Source organism: Neobacillus vireti (genome assembly GCF_001026695.1).
GTDB lineage: Bacteria > Bacillota > Bacilli > Bacillales > Cytobacillaceae > Neobacillus > Neobacillus vireti.
This window is the reverse complement of sequence record NZ_LDNB01000010.1, coordinates 236,021-257,906: the sequence shown is the minus strand read 5'-3', so window position 1 is coordinate 257,906 and position 21,886 is coordinate 236,021. Positions and strand designations below refer to the sequence as shown.

19 protein-coding genes are annotated in these 21,886 nt (G+C 41.8%); 13 read left to right on the top strand and 6 right to left on the bottom strand.

Annotated features, from left to right (window positions below; all coding sequences use genetic code 11):
• Positions 1–44 precede the first annotated feature (44 nt).
• Positions 45–629, top strand: a complete 585-nt coding sequence (locus AA980_RS11890; RefSeq protein ID WP_024026720.1) for a general stress protein — start codon at positions 45–47, stop codon at positions 627–629.
• Between the two features lie 65 nt (positions 630–694).
• Here AA980_RS11890 and AA980_RS11885 read toward each other — a convergent pair whose 3' ends face one another.
• Genes AA980_RS11885 through AA980_RS11870 form a run of 4 tightly spaced genes read right to left on the bottom strand, consistent with a single transcriptional unit; the run spans position 695 to position 3,715 of the window.
• Positions 695–1,294, bottom strand: coding sequence for an NADPH-dependent FMN reductase (locus tag AA980_RS11885; RefSeq protein ID WP_034723129.1), 600 nt, complete (start codon positions 1,292–1,294; stop codon positions 695–697).
• 22 nt (positions 1,295–1,316) lie between these two features.
• Entirely contained in the window at positions 1,317–2,390 is a 1,074-nt protein-coding gene (locus AA980_RS11880; protein WP_024026718.1) for an LLM class flavin-dependent oxidoreductase, read from the bottom strand.
• A gap of 48 nt (positions 2,391–2,438) precedes the next feature.
• Positions 2,439–3,287 carry a VOC family protein gene (locus AA980_RS11875; RefSeq protein ID WP_024026717.1) on the bottom strand — a complete coding sequence of 283 codons (849 nt, stop codon included), beginning with the start codon at positions 3,285–3,287 and terminating at the stop codon, positions 2,439–2,441.
• 20 nt (positions 3,288–3,307) lie between these two features.
• Positions 3,308–3,715, bottom strand: coding sequence for a DoxX family protein (locus AA980_RS11870; RefSeq protein WP_024026716.1), 408 nt, complete (start codon positions 3,713–3,715; stop codon positions 3,308–3,310).
• Between the two features lie 192 nt (positions 3,716–3,907).
• On the opposite strand from AA980_RS11870, the gene AA980_RS11865 reads away from it, so the two are divergent.
• Both AA980_RS11865 and AA980_RS11855 read left to right on the top strand, forming a co-directional pair.
• Positions 3,908–4,216, top strand: a complete 309-nt coding sequence (locus AA980_RS11865; protein WP_024026715.1) for a winged helix-turn-helix transcriptional regulator — start codon at positions 3,908–3,910, stop codon at positions 4,214–4,216.
• A 193-nt stretch (positions 4,217–4,409) separates the two neighbouring features.
• On the top strand, positions 4,410–5,450 hold the full coding sequence (locus AA980_RS11855; protein ID WP_034723136.1) for an LLM class flavin-dependent oxidoreductase: 1,041 nt from the start codon (positions 4,410–4,412) through the stop codon (positions 5,448–5,450).
• 175 nt (positions 5,451–5,625) lie between these two features.
• Here the strand turns inward: AA980_RS11855 and AA980_RS11850 are convergent, their stop codons facing one another.
• Complete coding sequence (locus AA980_RS11850; RefSeq protein ID WP_024026712.1) at positions 5,626–5,907, bottom strand: YggT family protein; 282 nt, start codon at positions 5,905–5,907, stop codon at positions 5,626–5,628.
• 193 nt (positions 5,908–6,100) lie between these two features.
• Positions 6,101–7,807, bottom strand: coding sequence for a sigma-54 interaction domain-containing protein (locus AA980_RS11845; protein WP_024026711.1), 1,707 nt, complete (start codon positions 7,805–7,807; stop codon positions 6,101–6,103).
• 332 nt (positions 7,808–8,139) lie between these two features.
• Between AA980_RS11845 and AA980_RS11840 the strand changes: the two genes are divergently transcribed.
• The 10 genes from AA980_RS11840 (at position 8,140) to hutH (ending at position 21,849) form a co-directional block, all read left to right on the top strand.
• Positions 8,140–9,291 carry an ABC transporter substrate-binding protein gene (locus tag AA980_RS11840; RefSeq protein ID WP_024026710.1) on the top strand — a complete coding sequence of 384 codons (1,152 nt, stop codon included), beginning with the start codon at positions 8,140–8,142 and terminating at the stop codon, positions 9,289–9,291.
• Positions 9,292–9,564: 273 nt separating this feature from the next.
• Positions 9,565–10,446, top strand: a complete 882-nt coding sequence (locus tag AA980_RS11835) for a branched-chain amino acid ABC transporter permease (protein WP_024030418.1) — start codon at positions 9,565–9,567, stop codon at positions 10,444–10,446.
• A 3-nt stretch (positions 10,447–10,449) separates the two neighbouring features.
• A complete protein-coding gene (locus AA980_RS11830; RefSeq protein WP_034724860.1) occupies positions 10,450–11,403 on the top strand; it encodes a branched-chain amino acid ABC transporter permease in 954 nt (317 codons plus the stop codon).
• Positions 11,396–12,181, top strand: a complete 786-nt coding sequence (locus AA980_RS11825; RefSeq protein WP_024030420.1) for an ABC transporter ATP-binding protein — start codon at positions 11,396–11,398, stop codon at positions 12,179–12,181. The genes AA980_RS11830 and AA980_RS11825 overlap by 8 nt, the downstream gene beginning before the upstream one ends.
• Complete coding sequence (locus AA980_RS11820) at positions 12,168–12,869, top strand: ABC transporter ATP-binding protein (protein WP_024030421.1); 702 nt, start codon at positions 12,168–12,170, stop codon at positions 12,867–12,869. Before AA980_RS11825 ends, AA980_RS11820 begins: the two co-directional genes overlap by 14 nt.
• Positions 12,870–14,074: 1,205 nt before the next feature.
• Entirely contained in the window at positions 14,075–15,796 is a 1,722-nt protein-coding gene (gene hutU / locus AA980_RS11815) for a urocanate hydratase (RefSeq protein WP_024030422.1), read from the top strand.
• 452 nt (positions 15,797–16,248) lie between these two features.
• Positions 16,249–17,643 (top strand): amino acid permease, encoded by a 1,395-nt coding sequence (locus AA980_RS11810; RefSeq protein ID WP_082195727.1) that lies wholly within the window; start codon positions 16,249–16,251, stop codon positions 17,641–17,643.
• Between the two features lie 53 nt (positions 17,644–17,696).
• Positions 17,697–18,950 carry an imidazolonepropionase gene (gene hutI, locus AA980_RS11805; RefSeq protein ID WP_024027652.1) on the top strand — a complete coding sequence of 418 codons (1,254 nt, stop codon included), beginning with the start codon at positions 17,697–17,699 and terminating at the stop codon, positions 18,948–18,950.
• Between the two features lie 28 nt (positions 18,951–18,978).
• Complete coding sequence (locus tag AA980_RS11800; RefSeq protein ID WP_024027651.1) at positions 18,979–20,145, top strand: M20/M25/M40 family metallo-hydrolase; 1,167 nt, start codon at positions 18,979–18,981, stop codon at positions 20,143–20,145.
• Positions 20,146–20,301: 156 nt separating this feature from the next.
• On the top strand, positions 20,302–21,849 hold the full coding sequence (hutH, locus tag AA980_RS11795) for a histidine ammonia-lyase (protein ID WP_024027650.1): 1,548 nt from the start codon (positions 20,302–20,304) through the stop codon (positions 21,847–21,849).
• Positions 21,850–21,886: the final 37 nt, after the last annotated feature.

The following is a 21,886-nucleotide window of genomic DNA, read 5'->3' as shown; positions in this document are numbered from 1 at the left end:
GAGGGTAGTTAAAAAAAGACTACTCGTCCAAGGGAGGAATATCGATGAATGAACATGAAAAGCACCTGGTAGGAGTTTACGATACTGAAAATGAGGCCATCCGAGCTGTTGAAGCCTTAAAAAGACAGGGCTATGATGCTAAAGATATTTCTGTCGTTGGGAAAAATGAGAATATGGTAGATGAAATTAAAGATGTCACTGGTACGAAGACTGGAGAAGGCATTGCTGCCGGTGCTGCGACAGGCGGTGCACTTGGCGGACTTGTTGGGTTGTTGGCAGGGGTAGGTGCCCTCGCTATACCAGGCATTGGTCCGTTTATTGCAGCTGGACCGATCGTAGCAACCCTAACCGGTGCTGCTGTTGGTGCGGGAACAGGAGGATTGGCTGGAGCTTTAATTGGAATAGGTATTTCAGAAGAAGAAGCGAATCATTATGAAGACCTTGTTAATGAAGGCAAAATCATCGTCCTTGTTGAACGCCGTGAAAATCGTGTTGGAGTTGACAATTTTGAGACAAGTGCCGACCAAAACCTAAGAGACGAAACCATGCCTGCAAATGATTTAACTAATGATCCGCTTGCTCCAAAAGATCCAGTTGACGTCCGTCTTAACAATCATAGAATTTATTAATATTCAAATGTAAAAGGGCGCCTTACCCCAAAATGAGGTTGGCGCCCTTTTAAATTGGATTATTTTTATCGCAAAGTTTTTAATGCGCCACTCCAAGCGATAACTTGGTCAAGCATTGCATTAACATTAGTTAGATGAAGTTCAGCTGGTTTGAAATCTGTTCCGTTTTCAAAATCTGTAAATAAGGATAAGGTAGGATGTACACGAACATCCGCAATCATTAATTCACCCATAATTCCACGTAAATGTTCAGCTGCGCGAGCTCCGCCAGTTGAACCATAACTTACGATACCTGCTGCTTTGTTGTTCCATGCTTCACGAGCAAAATCAAGTGCGTTTTTTAGTGCTCCTGTAATGCTGTGATTATATTCTTGAGCGATAAATACGAATCCGTCCAAATTAGCAAGCTTTTCATTCCAAGCCGCAATTCCTGGTTCTGTTCCGTCAGTTGTTCCTAAAAATGGAAGATTAAAATCAGCAATGTCTACAATTTCATAATTGGCATCTCCACGTTTGTCAGCTATACCTTTTACCCATTCACCTACTTGTGGGCTAACACGTCCTTGACGTGTGCTTCCTAAGATGATTCCAATATTTAATTTTTCAGTTGTCATAGATTCTTCCTCCTTAATTGATTTCCCAAATAGTTTGTCTAAAAAACCCATGATTCACACCCCAATACTTTTTTTACTTACTTGTTTCTTTCCGAACAATAGGAGCTATTTCTGTAGCTAATAGCTCAATGCCCTCGGCAACCTTTCTAAATGGCAGACCGCCAATATCTATCTGTGCCATGAAACGTTGATGTCCGAAGAGTTCGTACTGCCTGAGGATTTTCTCAATGATCTGTTGTGGACTGCCCACAAACAATGCAGTTTCCTGCCTTGTTAATTGTTCAAAATCTGCTTTAGACATTCTTCTACTAGTCATTCCCCGCTGATGGTTTACATATGACCAATAATTTGAATAATATGGATAAAATTCGTCTTTCGCTTGTTGGGTTGTCTTTGAAATATACCCATGCCCCGTTACACCTACCTTGAGATTTTCGGGATCATGCCCTGCCTCGATGCCAGTTTTACGGTACAAATCAACCAGTGGCTTAAATCGCATTGGGTCGCCGCCAAGTATTGCTAATGCCATTCCAGCACCTAATTTACCAGCACGGGCTGCGCTTTCGGGTGTGCCTCCAACACCGACCCAAATTGGTATCTGATTCTGTAAAGGTCTAGGTGCAATTTCGGCATTCCTTAATGACGGACGAAAATGACCGTCCCATGTAATTCTCCTGTTTTCATTAAGTTTTAAAAATAAATCTATATTTTCCGAGAATAAAGCATCATAGTCATTTATGTCATAACCGAAAAGGGGGAAGGATTCCACGAACGCGCCTCGACCTGCGATAATTTCTGCCCGTCCATCTGAAAGCAAATCTAGGGTAGCAAAGTCTTCAAACAAACGAACTGGATCAACAGTGCTCAACACTGTGGTCGCACTGGTCAGTTTAATTCGTTTGGTTATTTGAGCAATGGCAGCCAAAACAACTGGAACGGCTGAAGTGGCATAATCTAATCGGTGATGTTCACCAACTCCGAACACATCAAGTCCAGCCTCGTCAGCAAGTTTGGCTGCTTCAATTATTTCCTTAATTCTTTGCTGTGCATTAATTGTTTTGCCGGTATGAGGATCCGAACCCATATCTCCAAGTGTATAAAGACCGATTTCTATTCCTTGCTTTTTAAAACCCTCTTCTTTTCGCATTGCAGTATGATCCTCCAGCTAAGATATAAAGTTAAACATAGTATAGAATTAAACTTGCAATAATATGCGATTACCAGAAGGATCCGAGGTCACGAAAGAACCATTTTCTTCAGTGACGGGCGCTCCAATATTCTTTAACTGAGCTATAATTTCATTTCTCTTTTCCTCATTTGGAAGCATCAAAGTATATGATTCAAGTCCAGTACTATTTGGAGAAGGTGAAGGTGCACCTACGCCATTCCAAGTATTTAAACCAATATGGTGATGGTATTTACCATCCGAAATGAAAAGTGCCTGAGCGCCATATCGGTTTACTACTTCAAAACCGAGTCCCTTGATATAAAATTCTTCCGTCTTTTTTAATTCGGATACATGCAAATGGATATGTCCCATAACGGTGCCAGCAGGCAGGCCTTTCCATGATTGCTGATTACCTCCAGCAAGGAGGTCTGCAAAATTCAATGGATCGACTGTCATTGCCACTTCACCGTTTTTCCAATCCCATTCGGAAGGGGCACGATCTATATAGATTTCAATTCCATTTTCATCGGGGTCAGATAAGTAAAGAGCTTCACTCACAAGATGGTCTGACGAACCAAATCGCAAACCAATTTCCACAAAATGGCGCACTATGTTAGCTAAATCAGAGCGTTTAGGCAGAAGAAGTGCATAGTGATATAATCCCGTAGTTCTTCCTTGTTTAGGAACAACGTTATCTGGTTGTTCAATGGATAGTAATACTGTCTTTCCATCCGCAGTTAGGCTTGCGGATCTTTCAGTTTGTTCTAATACCTTAAAGCCGATTACTTGTTGATAAAAAGCTAGTGACCGTTCTAAATTTTGCACCTTTAAGTTAACTTGACCTACGAATGTAATAGGTTCATGATGAAAATTCATTTTAGTTACCTCCCTAATAATTAAGCTTTCTCGGAACGAAACAGTAGGTTATCTAATGCTAAGAAAGATTTTTTTGTTGCAGCAAGATATAGTGAAATTACCATTAATGCTAAATCAAGTTCATAGCCTGCCATTTGATCATTTCCAAGAAATCCTACAGCAAGTTTAACTTTAACAATCGCAACAGCCAAAATAATAACAAATAGAATTGAGATAATCCTTGTTCCCACTCCTAATACAATCGCAATACCGCCAATTAATTCAATGAGAGCTACTACATAGGCTGTAAAGCCTGGAAGACCTAAACTTTCAAAAAATCCTACGGTATTTTCAATGCCGCCTTGAAATTTTGCTAACCCATGTATTAAGAAGGTTGCACCTAAAAATACTCTTAATATTGTTGTAATTACTTCATTTTGTCTTAACATTTACTTAATGCTCCTTTGTTATTTATTTGTTCATAACTAACAAACTGTTTTTTTAAAAACGCAATTTGTTAGTTAGTTACTTTATGTAAGTAAGTATAATATTATAATTAAGTGGAGTCAAGTAAGTTTTTTATAAAAAGTAATTTAATTATTTTTAAATATGTTTATAATAATAGTAAGGAGTTGATTTAAATGGATAAGTCGATTTGTCCTAGATTTGAAAAAGCCATGGGGTTATTGAGCCAAAGGTGGACTGGAATGATTATTTACCAGTTATTATTCGGTCCGCAGCGTTTTTGTACGATTGAATCTTCAGTGGGTGTAAGTGGCAGAGTGCTTTCAGAGAGGTTAAAGGATTTGGAGACCGAGGGGATTGTAAAACGAGATGTTTATCCAGAAACTCCAGTTCGAATTGAATATTCCTTGACGGATAAAGGTTTAGCACTAGAACCTCTAATGAGAGATATAGAAAAATGGTCACAAAACTGGTTGGAAGCATAAAAGGAGCTCCTTTCAATCTAAAGAATTTAGACTTCAAAAGGATACAAATGGGTGAGATAATTACCCGTTGTATCCTTTTTTTTATAGAAGAACGGGCAAAAGATAAAGCATATAATACAGTAAGCAATCAGTTACAATGTCAATGTTGGGAGAGAGAAAGGTGAAGGAAGAATCGACCACTAAACAATCATCTATGGAAATCGGGATTTATACATTAGCTGATTTGTGTTCAGATCCCAAAACCGGGAAAACCATCAGTGCAAAACAACGTGTAACAGAAATCATCGAAGCAGGTAAAATGGCGGATGAGGCTGGGTTGGACGTTTTCGGGGTTGGAGAACATCATCGTCTGGACTATGCAGTTTCAGCACCGCCGGTTGTGTTGTCTGCACTCTCACAAGTCACGCGGCAAATAAAATTGACAAGTGCTACAACGGTATTAAATACTGTTGATCCTGTACGTTTATTCGAAGATTTTGCGACCCTCGATCTCTTATCAAATGGAAGGGCCGAAATCATAGCGGGGAGTGGGGCGTTTTTCGAATCTTTCCCGCTGTTTGGCTATGACGTAAAATATTATGATGAATTGTTTGAAGAACATATTGAACTTTTTCTGAAGCTGAATGCAGATGAGAGGATTAACTGGAATGGCCATTTTCGTTCAAGCTTAAAGGATGCTGAAATTGCACCGCGGCCTGTGCAAAAAAATATTCCCTTATGGGTTGGGGTCGGTGGAACAGCGGAAAGCGCAGCACGAGCGGGGAGATTAGGTACCGGTTTAGCGTTAGCGATACTCGGGGGCGATCCACTTCGGTTTAAGCCGCTAGTGGACATTTATCGAGAGGCAGCAAATCAAGCCGGGCACATGCCTGAAGATTTGAAAGTTGGAGTTACCGGACACGCCTTTATTTCGGAGACGACGCAACAGGCTAAGGATGAATTCTTTCCGTATCATGCAAATTATTGGGGAGCCCTTAACAACCAAAGTGGTGGGATGAGTACTCAGATGTCCAGAGCTGATTTTGATCAGTTGTCAGCACCAGGAACGGCTTTATTTGTCGGAAGTTCCCAGCAAATCATTGAAAAAATTCTCCAACAATACGAGCTATTCGGTCATCAGCGGTTTATTGCCCAAATGGATATAGGCGGAATGCCATTTAAAAAAGTGGCGGAGAACATTGAACGATTAGCAACGGAGGTCGCACCGGTTGTACGGAAGGAAACGAGAAAATGATTGTTGAATCCAGACATTTTCTTTCATTGAAAATATGGAACTGTATCACGATGGCTATTGGCTGATCTTGTAAGCGGAACTCATTATATTTCAATTGTAAGTTTATTAAATTTAAACAAAAAAACGGCAGGGAAACCTCTGCCGTCTTAGCGTTATTTAATAAATCTGTTACCTCTTAAATTCCGATAACGTTCAATGACTGACGAAGACCTTCTAAAGCAAATCCGCCTAAATATTTTAAAGCAAATAATGCGATAATCGGTGAAAAATCAATTGGTCCAAGAGGTGGAATAAACCTCCTAAAGAAGCTTAAATAAGGATCCACTAGTTTGTAAATCCATTCCCCCAGCTTTGACGAGCGAAATTGTGGAAACCATGAACCAAAAATAGCTATTATGATTAGCCAATAATAACCCTCAAATAAATAAATTCCAAGTTGATAAATGTTTGAGCCCAAACTAAATCTCCTGCCTATATGTTTTTTTTACTATTGTACCAAATCTTTATGTGAACCTATACCATATACGTATAAGTCTCTATAAAGTTTCAAATTTCTTATGTTGGCGCTGGGACGAGGGGCAAGTTCCTTGTCCCATCCAAGTTCTTCTATCTAACTTTTGTGCAGGGGCAGGCAGCCTGTCCTTATTTCACTAAGGCTTAACCAAACCATGCTTTTTAATATGATACTGTAAGCTTTGCCTGGTGATTCCTAGTGTTTTGGCGGCTTTAGAGATGTTCCAGGATGTTTCGTCTAAAGTTTTATGGATATAATGCTCTTGTGAGTTGGAGAAAATCGATTTTAATGGATTTCGTTTTAGTTCTTTTTGTTTACTAAGATGTGCGGACTGAACTGAAAGTATCTTTTTCTTCATGTAGGCAGGTAGATGCTCTACATCAATGGACTCATCCGATTCTTTTGCACGAATGATCAAATTTTCGATTAAATGCTCGAGTTCCCGCGTGTTGCCGGGCCAATGGTATTGCAGAAGCAAGGAGAGCAATGCCTTAGAAAGCTCTGGAACCAATTTGTTAAACTTTCTTCGATATTTGTCGAGAAAGTAATGAATGAAAAAGTGAATATCTTCTGTTCGTTCCCGTAATGGAGTAATATAAAGGCTAGTGTGGGCAAGTCTGTAAAACAAGTCGAGGCGCATTTTTTCCTCTTCGATTAATTTCTCAGGATCTTCGTTGGATGCACTAATAACAGTACATTCTACCTGAGTCACCTCATTTGAGCCAACCCTTCGGACTAGCCGTTCTTGTAAAACCCGAATTAATTTCGATTGTAAAGTAATCGGCATGGAGTTAATTTCGTCAAGAAAAAGCGTGCCTTTCTTTGCATATTCGAATAGACCCATCTGGTTAGTCGCCCCGGTAAATGCCCCTTTCACGGTCCCGAATAACGTGCTCTCTAGGAGGGTTTCAGGAATTGCGGCACAGTTAATGGCAACGAATGGACTTTCTGCTCTTAAACTGTGGTTATGCATGCTTTGAGCAAATAATTCTTTGCCTGTCCCTGTTTCGCCGACAATTAGGACGTCCGTATTATGTATAGCAATATTTTCAGCTTCATGAATCAAGTTTTTTAATGCGATACTTTTTCCTTTAATATCTTCAAATGAAAAGGTAGTGCCATTTTTGCGAGGCTGATGGTTCGGGTCCTCGTACTCCACCTGCCTTTTTAGTTCCATTGTTTGATGGAGCCAGTTCTTGAGATGAGACTCATTTGTGCTAAGGGAAAAAACGGCAATCGTTTCTCCGTCCTTTTGGATTGGGTAGGTACTATAATTTACATACTTCGGAACACCATTCACTGTTGAGTGGGCCCGATATCTTGAGAAAATTGGTTTTCCGGTCTTAAAAGTATGTTTATGCTCGGAGTATTGCGGGTTATAGTTATAGGCTTCCCACAGTGGTTTTCCGATAATTTCGCTGCTGTCTAAACTCTCTAGTTTTTCCTGTGCCTCATTATAAAGAGCAATCCTTCCATTGTGATCACTCATCATCACGCCTTCCCTAAGGGTATCGATGATTTTTTCGAGGCAATATAATCTAGTTTTCTGATTGGTCGAGAGATTACTAGGATCCTCTATACAAATAACGGTATAGTTCAAATCGGCAGCAAATTTTTTCACTTCAATATTTAGTTTTTTATCGTTAAAAGTAATAGGAAATGTTCCATTTTCGATAAACTTTTCTCCAGTGCGTGGGAGAATTTCTAGTAAATTATCTCCATTGCTGATATCTAAATGAATATCTCCATGAACGTCATGCCAAAGTATTTCAAATTTTTCATTTAAGACAATCACTCCATCAACAAAACTTCGTATCATTGTTCCAATAGATGCTGGGTACAAGGTGTATGCCCCCTTTTCGTTGTATATTCAGAATATAACACTTATTTGTAAAATTTAAAATAGTCTGCATGCAAGTTCCGTCTGCTCTCCTAGAAATGCAATTGGTCAAGATGCTGACGAAGGGTTTTCTATTATCTCTATCGATCAATATGCAAATTCCATCTGCGTTTTTTATGGATCTATTCCGTCGCCAAATAACCCCCGGTGGGAAACAGCCTTGACTATTCCCGGTGTTTTGTACGAATAGGAAAAATGGCATGAAACTTGCAATATATGAAAAAAAGAACTTGTATTATATTTTTTATCAAAATGAAGAGGGCGAGTGATGTACATTGAAAAAACGTAGTTTCTTTCTTGCTGGCTTATTAGGGATCTCCTTGTTTGTAACTGGATGTGCCAGTGATAAATCCTCTGGTTCAACCAAAAGTAAGGATTCAATTAAACTTGGCTGGGTAGGTCCTTTAACGGGTCCTACATCGACCGATGGGACGCTTAGCCGAAATGCTGCCCAGCTTGCCATCGAACAGATTAATAAAGAGGGTGGAGTTAACGGAAAAAAGGTGGAACTTGTCACGGAAGATGATCAAGGGAAACCGGAAGAAGCATTGAAAGCAGTCCAAAAGTTGATCAATAGTGATAAAGTGGCAGGGATTGTCGGCGGTGGATACAGCGGGCCGATGAAAACGGTTACACCGAAGGTTCAATCCGCAAAAGTGCCGATGGTGGTCGCGTATGCGGTTCATCCTGACATTACTAAAGGCGGAGACTATGTAAATCGTGTCATTTATACAGCTGATATTCAAGGAAAAGCGATGGCTGATTATGCAGTAAATGATTTGAAGAAGAAAAACATTGCTGTCTTGTATGTTGATATTGATTATGGAATTTCCATTTATAGCGCCTTTAAAGATGAAGCGAAAAAACTTGGAGCAAACGTCGTGATTGAGAAACCATTTAAAATGGGGGATAAAGATTTCAGCTCCATTTTAACAGCGGTTAAAGCGTCTAAACCAGATGCCTTGTACGTGGTTGGTTACTATAATGAAGCGGCAGGAATTGTCACACAGTCAAAGGAGTTGGGGATCGATGCACAGTTCTTGGGCGTGGATGGTTTTGACTCACCTAAATTCCTAGAATTGGGTAAAGAAAATACGCAAGCGGCCACATTTACCACTTCATTCTTTGCTACAGACACAAGAGAGGTTGTCCAGCATTTTGTTAAGGCATGGCATGAAAAATATAAAGATAGTGAACCCGACATGCTCTCGTCTCAAAGTTATGATGCAACCGAAGTGATGTTAGAAGCGATGAAAAAGGCAGGGACCGATCGAGAAAAATTGGCAAAAGCAATCAGTGAAACGAAAGATTTCGAAGGTACTTCCGGGAAAATTTCATTTAACGCTCATCATGAGGTAGTAAAACCAGTCATCTTTATGACGGTTAAGGACGGAAAGTTCCAATACGTCAAATCTTTAAATTATTAAAGCTTAAAAGACTTGAGAGGCAGGAGGGGAGAAAACCTCTCCTCTTTGCATTTATTTTCTTCGCTGTGTTAAAGCACATTGTTGATTTTGAGCACAATGTTGATTGGACGTGGATACAGCGAGACTCCTGCGGGAGCAGCGGGACAGGTGAGACCCCGCAGGCGCTTAAGCGCCGAGGAGGCTCACCGCCCGCCCCGCGAACCGCTCGCGCCTGGAACGGAAATCAACATTCACTTTTAACATAGCTATTTTTTACAAGAAAGGATGAACGAAATGTTAGCACAACAGTTGATTAATGGGTTGGCGATTGGTTTTGTCTATATCCTCGTTTCCGTTGGTTTAACGATGGTGTATGGGGTTTTGAAATTATTACATTTTGCCCATGGAGTTATTTACATGGTCGGTGCTTTTTCGGCGATGTTGGGAATGATTTATTTTCATTTACCTTTTCCGCTTGCATTGCTTTTAGCAATGGCAGTATCCGCCGTCATTGGGATGGGCATTGAACGCTTTGCTTATCGGCCGCTGCGAGGCGGACACCCGATTACAACGTTAATTAGCGGCGTCGGTGTTGCCATCCTTCTTGAGAATTTTTTTCAAGTAATCTTTACATCCGATACGCTGTCATTCCCAGAAACGGGCATTGAAAATACCATCTATCATCTGACGCAATCCGTTTCGATTACCAATTATAAGTTTTATATTGTCATAGCAGGAGTCATTGGGCTCGGCCTTCTCTACGCCTTTCTTAAATTTACGAAAATGGGAATAGCGATTCAGGCTGTCGCCCAGGATATGCGGGCTGCCTCCTTAATGGGAGTTAATGTCAACAGGGTAGTATCTGTGACATTTATGATTGGATCTGCACTGGCTGCTGCTGCAGGTGTTCTTGTTGCCCTTAATTACAATTCCTTGTTTCCGAGCATGGGCTCGATTCCCGGATTAAAAGCATTTTGTGTGGTCGTTCTGGGGGGATTAGGATCAATCGGTGGCACAGTCGTAGGCGGTCTCATCCTTGGGTTGGTTGAAACAATGAGCGATGGCTATTTATCTGGAATGGTCATTGATAAAGATGCGATTGCTTTTGTAATTCTAATCGTCATTTTGTTAATCAAACCATCGGGATTATTTGGAAAAAAGGTCGAGAAAGTGTAGGTGATGGTGTTGGAAGCGTTATTTAATCCATATTACGTTGATATTGTTGTCTTTTTAATTATCTATATTTTGCTCGGTTTAGGCTTAAATTTAATTACAGGCTATGCTGGTCAAGTTTCACTCGGTCATGCAGCTTTCTTTGGAATCGGAGCATATTCATCTGCCATTTTATCTGTTAAGGCCGATTTAAATCCATGGCTCGCTATCACGCTGGCAATTGTTATTACCTTTGTTATTAGTGCAATTCTGGGGTTGCCGAGTCTTAGGGTGCGCGAAGACTTTTTGGCCATTACCACTTTAGGGATGGGGCTAATCATCCAGTCATTTTTTAAAAATTCATCGATTACCGGCGGGGCATATGGGATTGATTCCATTCCCACTCCATCCTTGTTCGGCATGAAGCTCGAGAATATGAGTTATTTAATCTTTCTACTTATCGTCATGCTGATTGGCATTTATGCTGTGAGAAGAATGACGCAATCCCGTATTGGGCGTGCCTGGATGGTTATTAGGGAGGATGACATTGTCGCCCAATCGATGGGAATTAATACAACTTATTATAAGGTGTTAGTGTTTGCCATCGGTGGTGCATATGCGGGAGCAGCAGGTGCCCTGTTTGCACATAAAGTTTCATTTATCAGTTCGGACTCCTTTGGCTTCGCAGTTTCGGCCACACTCTTGAGCATGGTCGTGATTGGCGGGTTGGGCAGTATCCGCGGTACGCTATTTGGCGTAAGTGTGCTATATTTATTACCTGAATTTTTCCGGCTATTTCAATTTACGTTTATTGATATGAATTATCTTGATATGTATAAAATGATGATTTATGGCTTGCTAATGGTGCTGATGATGCGCTACCGTCCAAATGGGATTTTTGGTAAAAAGGGTGCAAAGAAAGTTATGACGAAGCGATTGCACAAGAAGAAGGCTGTCAAGGGTGGTGAACATATTGCTTAAAATCGAGGGAATCAGCAAACGATTTGGCGGGTTAGTCGCGGTTAACCAAGTCAGTCTTGCTGTTAAGGAAGGAGAAATCTTCGGGTTAATTGGACCAAATGGGGCGGGGAAGACGACATTCTTCAATATGTTAACAGGGATTTACAAGCCCAATGAAGGAACCATTGTATTTGAACAGCAACAAGTGCAGGGAGTAAAGCCGTTTCGGATTGCTAAATTGGGGATTTCCCGGACCTTCCAGAATATCCGTTTACTTAAGGATGAGTCGGTTCTTGAAAATGTAATGGTTGGGATGTTTGGCAAGACACATACTGGACTTTGGTCTGCGATTTTGGGGCTCGGGTCTGCGAAAAAAGAAGAGGAACTGGTGAAGGAAGAAAGCCGAAAAATATTAGAACTTGTTGGGCTCGCCGGCTTGGAAGATGAACTGGCTGGGAGCCTATCCTATGGAAATCAGCGCCGTGTAGAAATAGCCAGAGCATTAGTTTCCAAGCCGAAGCTTCTTTTACTCGATGAACCGACGGCGGGAATGAATGCGGATGAGACGAATGAAATTGGCGAACTGATCCGGAAGATCAGAAAGAATGGAACGACTGTTATTTTAATCGAGCATAATGTTGGCTGGGTGATGGGGCTCTGCGACCGAATTGCGGTATTCGACCACGGAGAGAAGATTGCTGATGATGAACCGGAGAAGATTATTGCAAACCCTGCCGTGATTGAGGCATATATCGGAAAAGAAGACACGGAAGAGGTGAACAAATTTGCTGCAAATTAAAAATCTTAACGTTTCTTACGGAAGCATTCATGCGGTCCGGAATCTGTCATTGGAAGTTCAGGAAGGCGAGGCTGTTGCTTTAATTGGGGCAAACGGTGCCGGAAAAACAACAACGGTAAATGCCATTTCCGGAACAATCCCCTCTAAAGGGTCGATCATTTATCAAGGAAAAGAGCTGAATGGGCTCGCCGCCCATAAGGTTGTTAAAGAAGGCATTGTGATGGTACCGGAGGGAAGACGGATTTTTCCAAAATTATCGGTCGTCAATAATTTAATAATGGGAGCGTATGCCAGAAAGACATCGAAAAAGGAATTACAGCAGGAAATCGAGAAAATTTTTGTTTTATTTCCACGTTTAGCTGAACGGCGCTCTCAGATGGCTGGTACATTGAGTGGCGGGGAACAGCAGATGCTGGCCGTTGGACGGGCCATGATGGCAAAGCCAAAGCTGCTGATTCTTGACGAGCCGTCGATGGGTTTAGCACCAATTGTTGTTAAAAGTATTTTTTCAACGATTAATCGGATTAAACAAGAGGGATTAACCATTCTGTTAATTGAACAGAATGCGACGATGGCCTTATCAGTAGCGGATCGTGGATATGTTTTAGAGAATGGGGAAATTCGTTTTCATGATACAGCAAAAAATCTGCGTGAACAGGATGTGGTGAAAAAAGCCTATCTCGGGTAGAGCAAACAGCCAAGGTTTTCTATAAAATATATGAATTTATACCATTTCGACTTCGAGAATTGTCCAGCTCCAGCGCCCTAGCGGCTAGTGTCCTTCGCGCTCTACCCTACGATAAGTCAAGCACGAATGCGTTAACGCTCTTCGTGTTTACTTTATCTTAGTTGGAGCGCTACAGGCCTGTCGTGAGCTGAACAGGGCGCTTGCGCTTTTAAAATAAAATCCGATTCGCTAATAAATTGAAATATTCGCTAATAGGTGGTCCAGATACGCTAATATACCATCTAGATTCGCTAATAAACTCCTGAAATTCGCTAATAAAAAAATCAGAAATAAATTCTTAACAATTTTTGCTGAAATTCAGAAGGATTTTCTCCCGCATTTGTTTTCCGAAGATTTTTCAATGGTAAATTTCAATTCGCTAATAAATCCTTAAATTCGCTAATAAACATGGCAGATTCGCTAATAAACTAGTAAGAATCGCTAATAAACTCTCGAAATTCGCTAATAAAAAAATTGAAGGAGTATAATTGGTTGCTTTTCTACGAGAAAAACAGGTTTTTCAGACGGACAAGTCTCTTCTAATTAGATTTTTTCGCCAATTCGATGTCCGAAATAGATAATCTCCCCCACAATAGGCTGTTTTTTCCCCAAAAGTTACTATATTTAAATCAATTTACGATATTTTTAAAAGATAAGTAAGTTTGACTTCGAGAATTGTCCAGCTCTCTAGCGGCGAGGTGCCTTCGCTCTACGTCTTACGAAAAGTCAACATCTGAACGCTTACGCTCACTGTGTTTCCACTACTTACTTGGAGTGCTCCAGGCCTGTAGTGAGCTGCCAAGAGTACTTGCGCTTTACTTAAAATCTTGGCTGTTGCTATTTGTAGATAGATAAGTGCCCGGTAATGAAAACACGAATTTGCATGCAGAATTTATCTGCAGTAAGAATTTGAAACCGTTTACAACGCTATTGTAATGATTGCGTCAAGGACAGGTAAGAGAGTGCAAAAAACATCTGCAGTTATTTTCAGATCGTTTATCAAAATACTTTTACAAGATGGATGACAGGAACCGAAAAATGTAGTCACAATACGAGTTTTAATAGAAAAATATAAAATTCTAATAATTCAATCGACTTGGCACGGTACTTGCAATATATAAAAATGAGAACACCAACATTACTTTTCATTACAGGAGGAACTATTTATGTCAAAACCAGAGATTTTATATTCCGTCAAAGCACAAAGAGGGCCTGAATTGCGTTGTAAGGGCTGGAGACAAGAGTCAATCTTAAGAATGCTTGAGAATAATATGGAAAATGCTGAGAAGCCAGAAGAACTAATCATTTATGGCGGGATTGGGAAGGCGGCTCGTAACTGGGAGTCCTACCATGCGATAGTGAAATCGTTAAAAGAATTGGAAGATGATGAAACACTAGTTGTTCAATCCGGTATGCCTGTTGCCGTTTTCAAAACACATAAATATGCACCAACGGTTGTTATGGCAACGACAAATATTATGAAAGCGGATTGGCCAACATTTTATGAATTGCAGGATAAGAACTTAACGATGTATGCCAATTATACAGCGGCACCGTGGGAATATATTGGAACGCAAGGTGTAATCCAAGGGACATTTGAAACGTTGTCTGCGATTGCCCGCTTACATTATGATGATTCACTTGTTGGAAAAATCCTCTTAACAGCCGGTGCCGGCGGTATGGGCGGAAATCAGACGAGAGCGATGACAATGCACGGTGGTGTAGCGATCCTATGTGACTCGAATGTGGAAATTATTAAGCGCCGGATTGAGAAGCAATTTATTGATGTTTTAGTAGATTCATTGGATGAAGCGATTGAAATGGCGAAAGAATATGCGGCTGCTGGAAAGCCATTGGGAATTGCCGTTGTCGGGAATGCGGCTGATATTTTTGAAGAAGTGCTGCAGAAAGGATTCCTTCCGGATATTACAACCTCGATGACGCCGGCACATGATCCAATTTCTTATTTGCCAGCAGGATATTCAGTAGCTGAAGCAGAAGAACTACGGGAAACGGCTCGTGAACTCTATTTAGAAAAAGCACGTGGAACGATGATTCGTGAACTAAGAGCACTCATTAAGTTTCTAGACCTTGGGGTTAAATCGTTTGAGTACGGCACGAGTATTCGTAAAGAGTGTATTGATGCAGGAATGCCTGCTGGAGAAGCAAAGCGTCTTCCAGGATTCGTTGCAGAATACATTCGCCCGCTCTTCTGTGAAGGCCGTGGACCTTTCCGTTGGGTGTGTCTATCCGGAGAAGCTGAAGATCTAAGAAAAATTGACGATATGATCTTAGAAAAATTCAGTGACGACCTGCTTGTTACGCGCTGGATCAAGCTTGCTAAAGAGCATATTCCAATTGAAGCATTGCCAGCACGTATTTGTTATATGGGCTTTGGCCAGCGTAAAGCGTTTGCCTTAGAAGTTAACGATATGATCAGACGCGGTGAACTTGCTGGCCCAGTAGCTTTCTCTCGTGACAACCTTGACTCCGGTTCTATCGTGAACCCGACATTTGAATCTGAAAATATGAAGGACGGCGGGGACCTAATTTCCGACTGGCCGGTATTGAATGGTCTTTTGAACGCTGTTGGAATGTGTGATCTAATTGCCCTGCAAGCTAACTATTCAATGGGTGAAGCCGTTCATACTGGGGTTACAATGGTAGCTGATGGAACTGCTGAGTCAGATATGAGGCTTGAAGTCGCGATGACCGTTGACTCTGGAATTGGGGTTATCCGCCATGCTCAGGCAGGCTACGAAACGGCACGAGACGTTGCTAATGGGAAAGGAAAACTGACAAACGAAAGCATCAAGGTTCCGTTATGGTGGTCACCGAAAGCAACATTTGGCCCGAAGGATTTAGAAAAAGAAGATGTGAAGGCTTAACATGAAAAGCGGAAGCGCCCTGGTCAGCGGCGTATGGCCTGGAGCGCTCCAACTGAGATAAAGGAAACACGAAGAGCGGAGCGATTCGATGTTGACTTATCGTAGGGCGGAGAGCGAAGGACACTAGCCGCTAGGGCGCTGGAGCTAGCCAATTCTCAAAGTCGAAATTTATACTTTAATTTCTATTAATAAAAGGTAGAGATCCTATATAATCGGATCTCTGCCATTCCTTTTTGTATATTACCAGTGATTCCACTAATACCTTATGAAAGATACCTTGAAAAAAATCGTATCCCTTGTAAAGGTCCTGCTTTAAATCAATCAATAATTGTTCTATTAGAATTTAAGGGGGCATTCGTTTGGAAAATCCACAGTTACAAGTATCTACTGATATTAAACAAAGTGAACCATCTGGTAATCTACAAAAAAAATTAAAAACACGCCATATTTCGATGATTGCCTTGGGCGGGACAATCGGAACAGGTGTTTTTCTTGGAACCGGACCGGCGATCCACGCGGCAGGTCCGGGGGGCGTTTTAGTTGCCTACAGTATTATTGGCATCATGGTCTATTTTGTGATGACAGGGCTTGGGGAACTCGCAACCTTTATGCCGACAAGCGGCTCGATTAGTACGTATGCCACCCGTTTTATTGATCCTGCTTTGGGCTTTGCATTTGGTTGGAACTACTGGCTGTCATGGGCGATGACACTTGCTGCCGAACTATCAGCCTCTGTACTGTTGATGAAATATTGGTTTCCCGATAGTCCGTCACTGTTATGGAGCGGATTATTTTTAGCTATGCTTTTTCTATTAAATATTTTATCTGTTAAGGGATTTGGCGAAGGAGAGTACTGGTTTTCGTTTATTAAAGTCGCAACCATTATTATCTTCATCGTTGTTGGAATCTTGATGATTTTTGGAGTTATGAACGGCAGCCATCCAGTTGGATTTAAGAATTTCACTGTTGGCGATGCTCCATTTGTTGGCGGATTTCTCGGTACATTAGGGATTTTTCTCGTTGCCGGTTTCTCTTTCTCAGGAACTGAATGTATTGGTGTTGCAGCGGGTGAAACGGAGAATCCTGTCAAGAATATACCTCGTGCGATTCGCAGTGTTTTTTGGCGCATTCTTCTATTCTATGTTTTAGCGATACTCGTCATTTCATTTCTCGTTCCTTACACAAATGAAAGCCTGCAGAGCTCATCTGTTTTAACCAGCCCCTTTACAATTGTTTTTCAACGAGCTGGCTTTGCTTTAGCTGCTTCCGTTATGAATGCCGTCATTCTAACAGCTGTATTATCTGCTGGGAACAGCTGCCTCTATGTAACTAGTCGAATTATGTATGCAATGGCGAAAGACGGACAAGCACCGCGTATCTTTACAAAGGTTACTAAAAGTGGTGTTCCGGTAGCAGCCCTAGTTGCAACCACTTTGATCGGCATGCTTGCCTTTTTAGCCTCTTTTGTTGGTGATGGAACAATCTATCTTTGGTTGATGAACTCTGTCGGGGTGACCACTTTTATATTTTGGCTGGGTATTGCTTTAAGTCATTATCGATTCCGAAAAGCATACGTTGCACAAGGTAACTCCATAAGCGACCTTCCGTATCGAGCCAAATGGTATCCTTTTGGACCTATCTTTGCTTTTGTTATCTGTTTTGTCATTCTATTAGCACAGGACTATCAAGGCTTCACATCAGGCCATATCGATTGGCAAGGTGTATTCGCTGCCTATCTAGGAATACCAGTTTTTCTTGTATTTTGGCTAGGTTATAAATTTATAAAGAAAACAAAAGTCATTCCTTTGCAAGAATGTAAGATTGATGTCAAAGAGTTTCATCAGTAAGAAATAGAAGTTTACCTATAAAACAGTCACAACTTGAGGGAGGGCGTACACCTATGTTTGAAGATAGTCGAAGCATAAAACCTGATTTAATCATTCGTAATGCGGCAGAAGTAATCACCTGCACAGGGGATAGCATGGAGGAAATCGGATTATTGACAAATGCAGCGATTGCCATAAAGGACGGTAGAATTGTTGGAGTGTGTTCCAATGAAGAGATCGAGCTGAGATTTAACTCTGATGAAGCCGTTTCCATCGATGCTTCCGGAAAAGTCGTGGCGCCAGGTTTTGTCGATTCCCACACACATTTGGTATTTTATGGCACAAGGGTCGAGGAATACGCGGCAAAGCTGACTGGAAAAAATAATCCTGAACAATTAAAAAAACTAGGCATTGCTACCGGCCCAAACCGAACGGTTGAGTTAACAAGAAATCGACCAGAAGAAGAGTTACTAGAGCAATCAAAGAAACGCCTCTTGACCATGCTGGAACATGGGATTACCACTGTCGAAAGCAAAAGCGGTTATGGGTTAACGACTGAAAGTGAAATCAAAATTTTAGAAGTTAGCAGAAGATTAAATGAAGAAACACCGCTTGATGTATTCAATACATTTTTAGGTGCCCATGGGTTCCCGGAAAATGTAACAAAGGCTGAGTATCTTGATGTGATTATCAATGAAATGATTCCGCAAGTAGGAGAACGGGGATTGGCGGAATTTTGCGATGTTTGGTGTGATGAGGGCTATTTTACAGCGGAAGAATCAGAATTAATTCTAAAAGCTGGTTTGCAGTATGGAATGAAACCAAAAATTCATGCAGATGCCTACTCCTATATTGGCGGTACGGACCTCGCGGCTGAGATGAAAATGGTGTCAGTAGACCATTTAAACTATACACCAGTAGAAGTTATGGAAAAGCTTGCAGAAGCAAAAGTAACGGGAGTGTTAATGCCTTCCCTAGATTTTGCAGTGAGTCATAAACGCCCATTTGAGGCACGAAAAATGCTTGATTTAGGCATGAATATCGCCCTGGCAACCGATCTGTGTCCGGCAAGCTATACCCAATCGATGCAATTTGTCATTGCACTTGCTTGCAAACTTTATCAATTCTCCGTTGAAGAAGCAATTAAGGCGGCTACTTATGGGGGAGCGAGGGCGCTTGACCTTGATGATCGGGGAGTCATACAGGAAGGAAAACTAGCAGACTTGCAAATTTGGGATGTCCCTACTTATAAGCATATTGCCTATGAGCTTGGAACGAACATTGTTGAAACAGTGATTAAAAATGGCAAGGTAGTTGTGAATCGCTAGAAAAATAGAATTGCAGGAGGGAATGAACTTGAAAACCAATCAAGTATCAAATGCAGCAGACCATGTAAATGCGGAACGGTTACAAGCGTTATTTCTTGAACTGGCAAAATTAAATGCACCAAGCGGGAAAGAAAGCTTAGTGGCGGATTATTTGAAAAAAGTCCTGCCTGAGCTGGGCTTTACATTGGAATTTGATGAGGCACATAAAAATTTCAACGGTGAAGTTGGCAACCTAATTGCCTGGCGTGAGGGAACAGATCCTCAGGTCCCGCCGTTATTTTTCTCAACACATATGGATACTGTATTGCCAACAGAAGGGCTGAAGCCTGTTATTAAGGACGGCGTGATTTATTCAGATGGCACGACGATTTTAGGAGCGGATGACCGTGCTGCCTTAGCTGCTTATTTGGAAGCTATCCGAGCCATCATTGAAAGCGGGGTACCGCATGGACCGATCGAATTAATTCTAACTGTTAATGAACAGCCGGGTCTTGTTGGTGCTACCTATTTGGATTACAGCAAGACAAAAAGTAAAACCGGTTATATTTTTGATAGCAGCGGGGATGTCGGTCAAATTATTCTTAAAGGTCCATACAGCAGCCGTATCTGGATGGAAGTCCAAGGAAATGCTGCTCACATTGCGCTAAATGCTGAAGAAGGTAATAGTGCTATTCTCCTTGCCGCAGAAGGTTTATCAAACATGAGGCTGGGGGGAATTGACGAAGAAACGCTTGCCAATATTGGAATCATTAAGGGTGGAGAGCTAACCTCCATCATTCCTGGAAGTGTCACCATTGCCGGGGAAGTACGCAGTTTTTCTAAAGAAAAGTTAGACGCACAGTTGAAACATATGGAAGAAGTCATGGAGCAGGCCGCAGGGAAAAATGGCGGAAAAGTTGAGGTAAGAGTTGAGAAGAAATACCTTGGTTTTGATATTGCCAAGGATGATATTTTGGTAAAAACCGCTAATGAAGCGGCCGACACTATTAAGGTGAAACCGTATTTAACCGAAACATTAGGCGGTGCCGACACAAATGTATTAAATGAACATGGGTTGACCTGCTTGACCCTTGGATTAGGATTCCAAAATATTCATTCATTCCGAGAGTGTATCAGCGTTGAAAATCTTATTAACACGGGCAGATTGACCGCGGCATTGATTGAGCAGTGGTATGAAAACCATAAAAATGCTTGATGGAGAAAAGGGAATCAAGCGGCTCTCACAAAATTTGATGTTGAGTCACTATTATTCTATTAAATTCACTATTCTTTTTTGGTGATTATGTGAACTAGATTATAATGATTAAAGACGGAATATTCAGCTAAAGTATGGTAATAGGAGTTGGACATAATGAGCAGCAAGGAATTAGTCGAATTAAAATTGGTAGAATTAGACGGGGTTACATTGGACCGCTATAAAGTACAAAGTGTTGCGGATGGAGAGGCACAAGTAGGGATACCTGAGCAAAACTGGCAGAGGGTGCGAGTAAGCCGCGAACGGGTTGAAAAGCAAATCAATGATGGAAAAGTAGTTTATGGTGTCAATACAGGGTTTGGTAAACTGAGTGATATCGAGATTGACCGCGCAGATAATGCCAAATTACAGCTGAATTTATTGCGTGCCGATGCTGTCGGTGTAGGGGAACCACTTCCGATTCCAGTAGTAAGAGCAATGATGACATTAAGAGCCAACTCACTTGCGAGAGGATTCTCTGGAATTAGAGAAGAAACCTTACAGCTCCTAATTGATATGATTAACAGCGGCGTTCATCCAGTCGTTCCCTGTAAGGGATCGGTCGGGGCAAGCGGCGATTTAGCACCGCTTTCCCATATTGCTATCGTCTTAGTCGGCGAGGGAAAAGCGGAATATAAAGGAGAAATTCTACCAGGTGCTGAAGCGCTAAAACGTGCAGGACTACAACCGGTTTCTTTAGAAGCGAAGGAAGGTCTAGCCCTCATCAATGGAACACAAGCGATGTCGGCTGTTGGTACGATTGCACTTAACGAGGCGGAACGAGTTGGTTTAGCGGCAGATATGGCAGCAAGCTTAACAATGGAAGCACTAAACGGAGTAATCTCCGCGTTTGACAGTGAATTATTAGCTGTCAGGCCTCATCCGGAGCTTGAATTTGTTGCATCGCGGATGAGGAAATGGCTGGAGGGCAGTAAACGGATTACCCGGCAAGGGGAAATCCGCATTCAGGATGCCTACTCCATTCGCTGTATTCCCCAAGTCCATGGCGCATCGTGGCAGGCGTTTAATTATGTGAATGAACGTTTAAGTGTCGAAATGAACTCGACAACGGATAATCCGATTGTTCTCGAAAACGGCGAAATTCTTTCGGGCGGGCACTTCCATGGGCAGCCGATTGCGTTATCGATGGACTTTTTGAAGGTTGCGGCCGCAGAGTGGGCGAATATTTCCGAGCGAAGAACGGAACGGCTCGTCAACCCGCAATTAAGCGGTTTGTCGCCATTCTTAGCGCCTGACCCAGGGTTAGAATGCGGCTTGATGGTTGTCCAGTATGCTGCAGCAGCACTGGTTTCTGAAAACAAAGTACTTGCCCATCCGGCGAGCGTCGACTCCATTCCGACCTCAGCCAACCAAGAGGACCATGTCAGCATGGGGACAATCGCTTCCCGGCAAGCAAGAGAGATTATTCACAATTCAGCAAGAGTCATTGCGATCGAAATGATCTGTGCCTCGCAGGCGATTTACTTGGAACAGGCAGAGAAAGAGCTAGCACCGGCCACAAGAGCTTATTTGGAAAAAATCCGCGCCATCTGCCCGCCGCTAGAAAGTGATCGTGCTATTTCCGATCAAATGGAAGAACTCGCCCAGTTTATCTTAAATGATCAATCATTAGTCGATAATCAATGGCTGCAAAAGGAGCTTTAATTTGAAGGGGAGATCCTGAAGAAGAAGCAGACTCGTC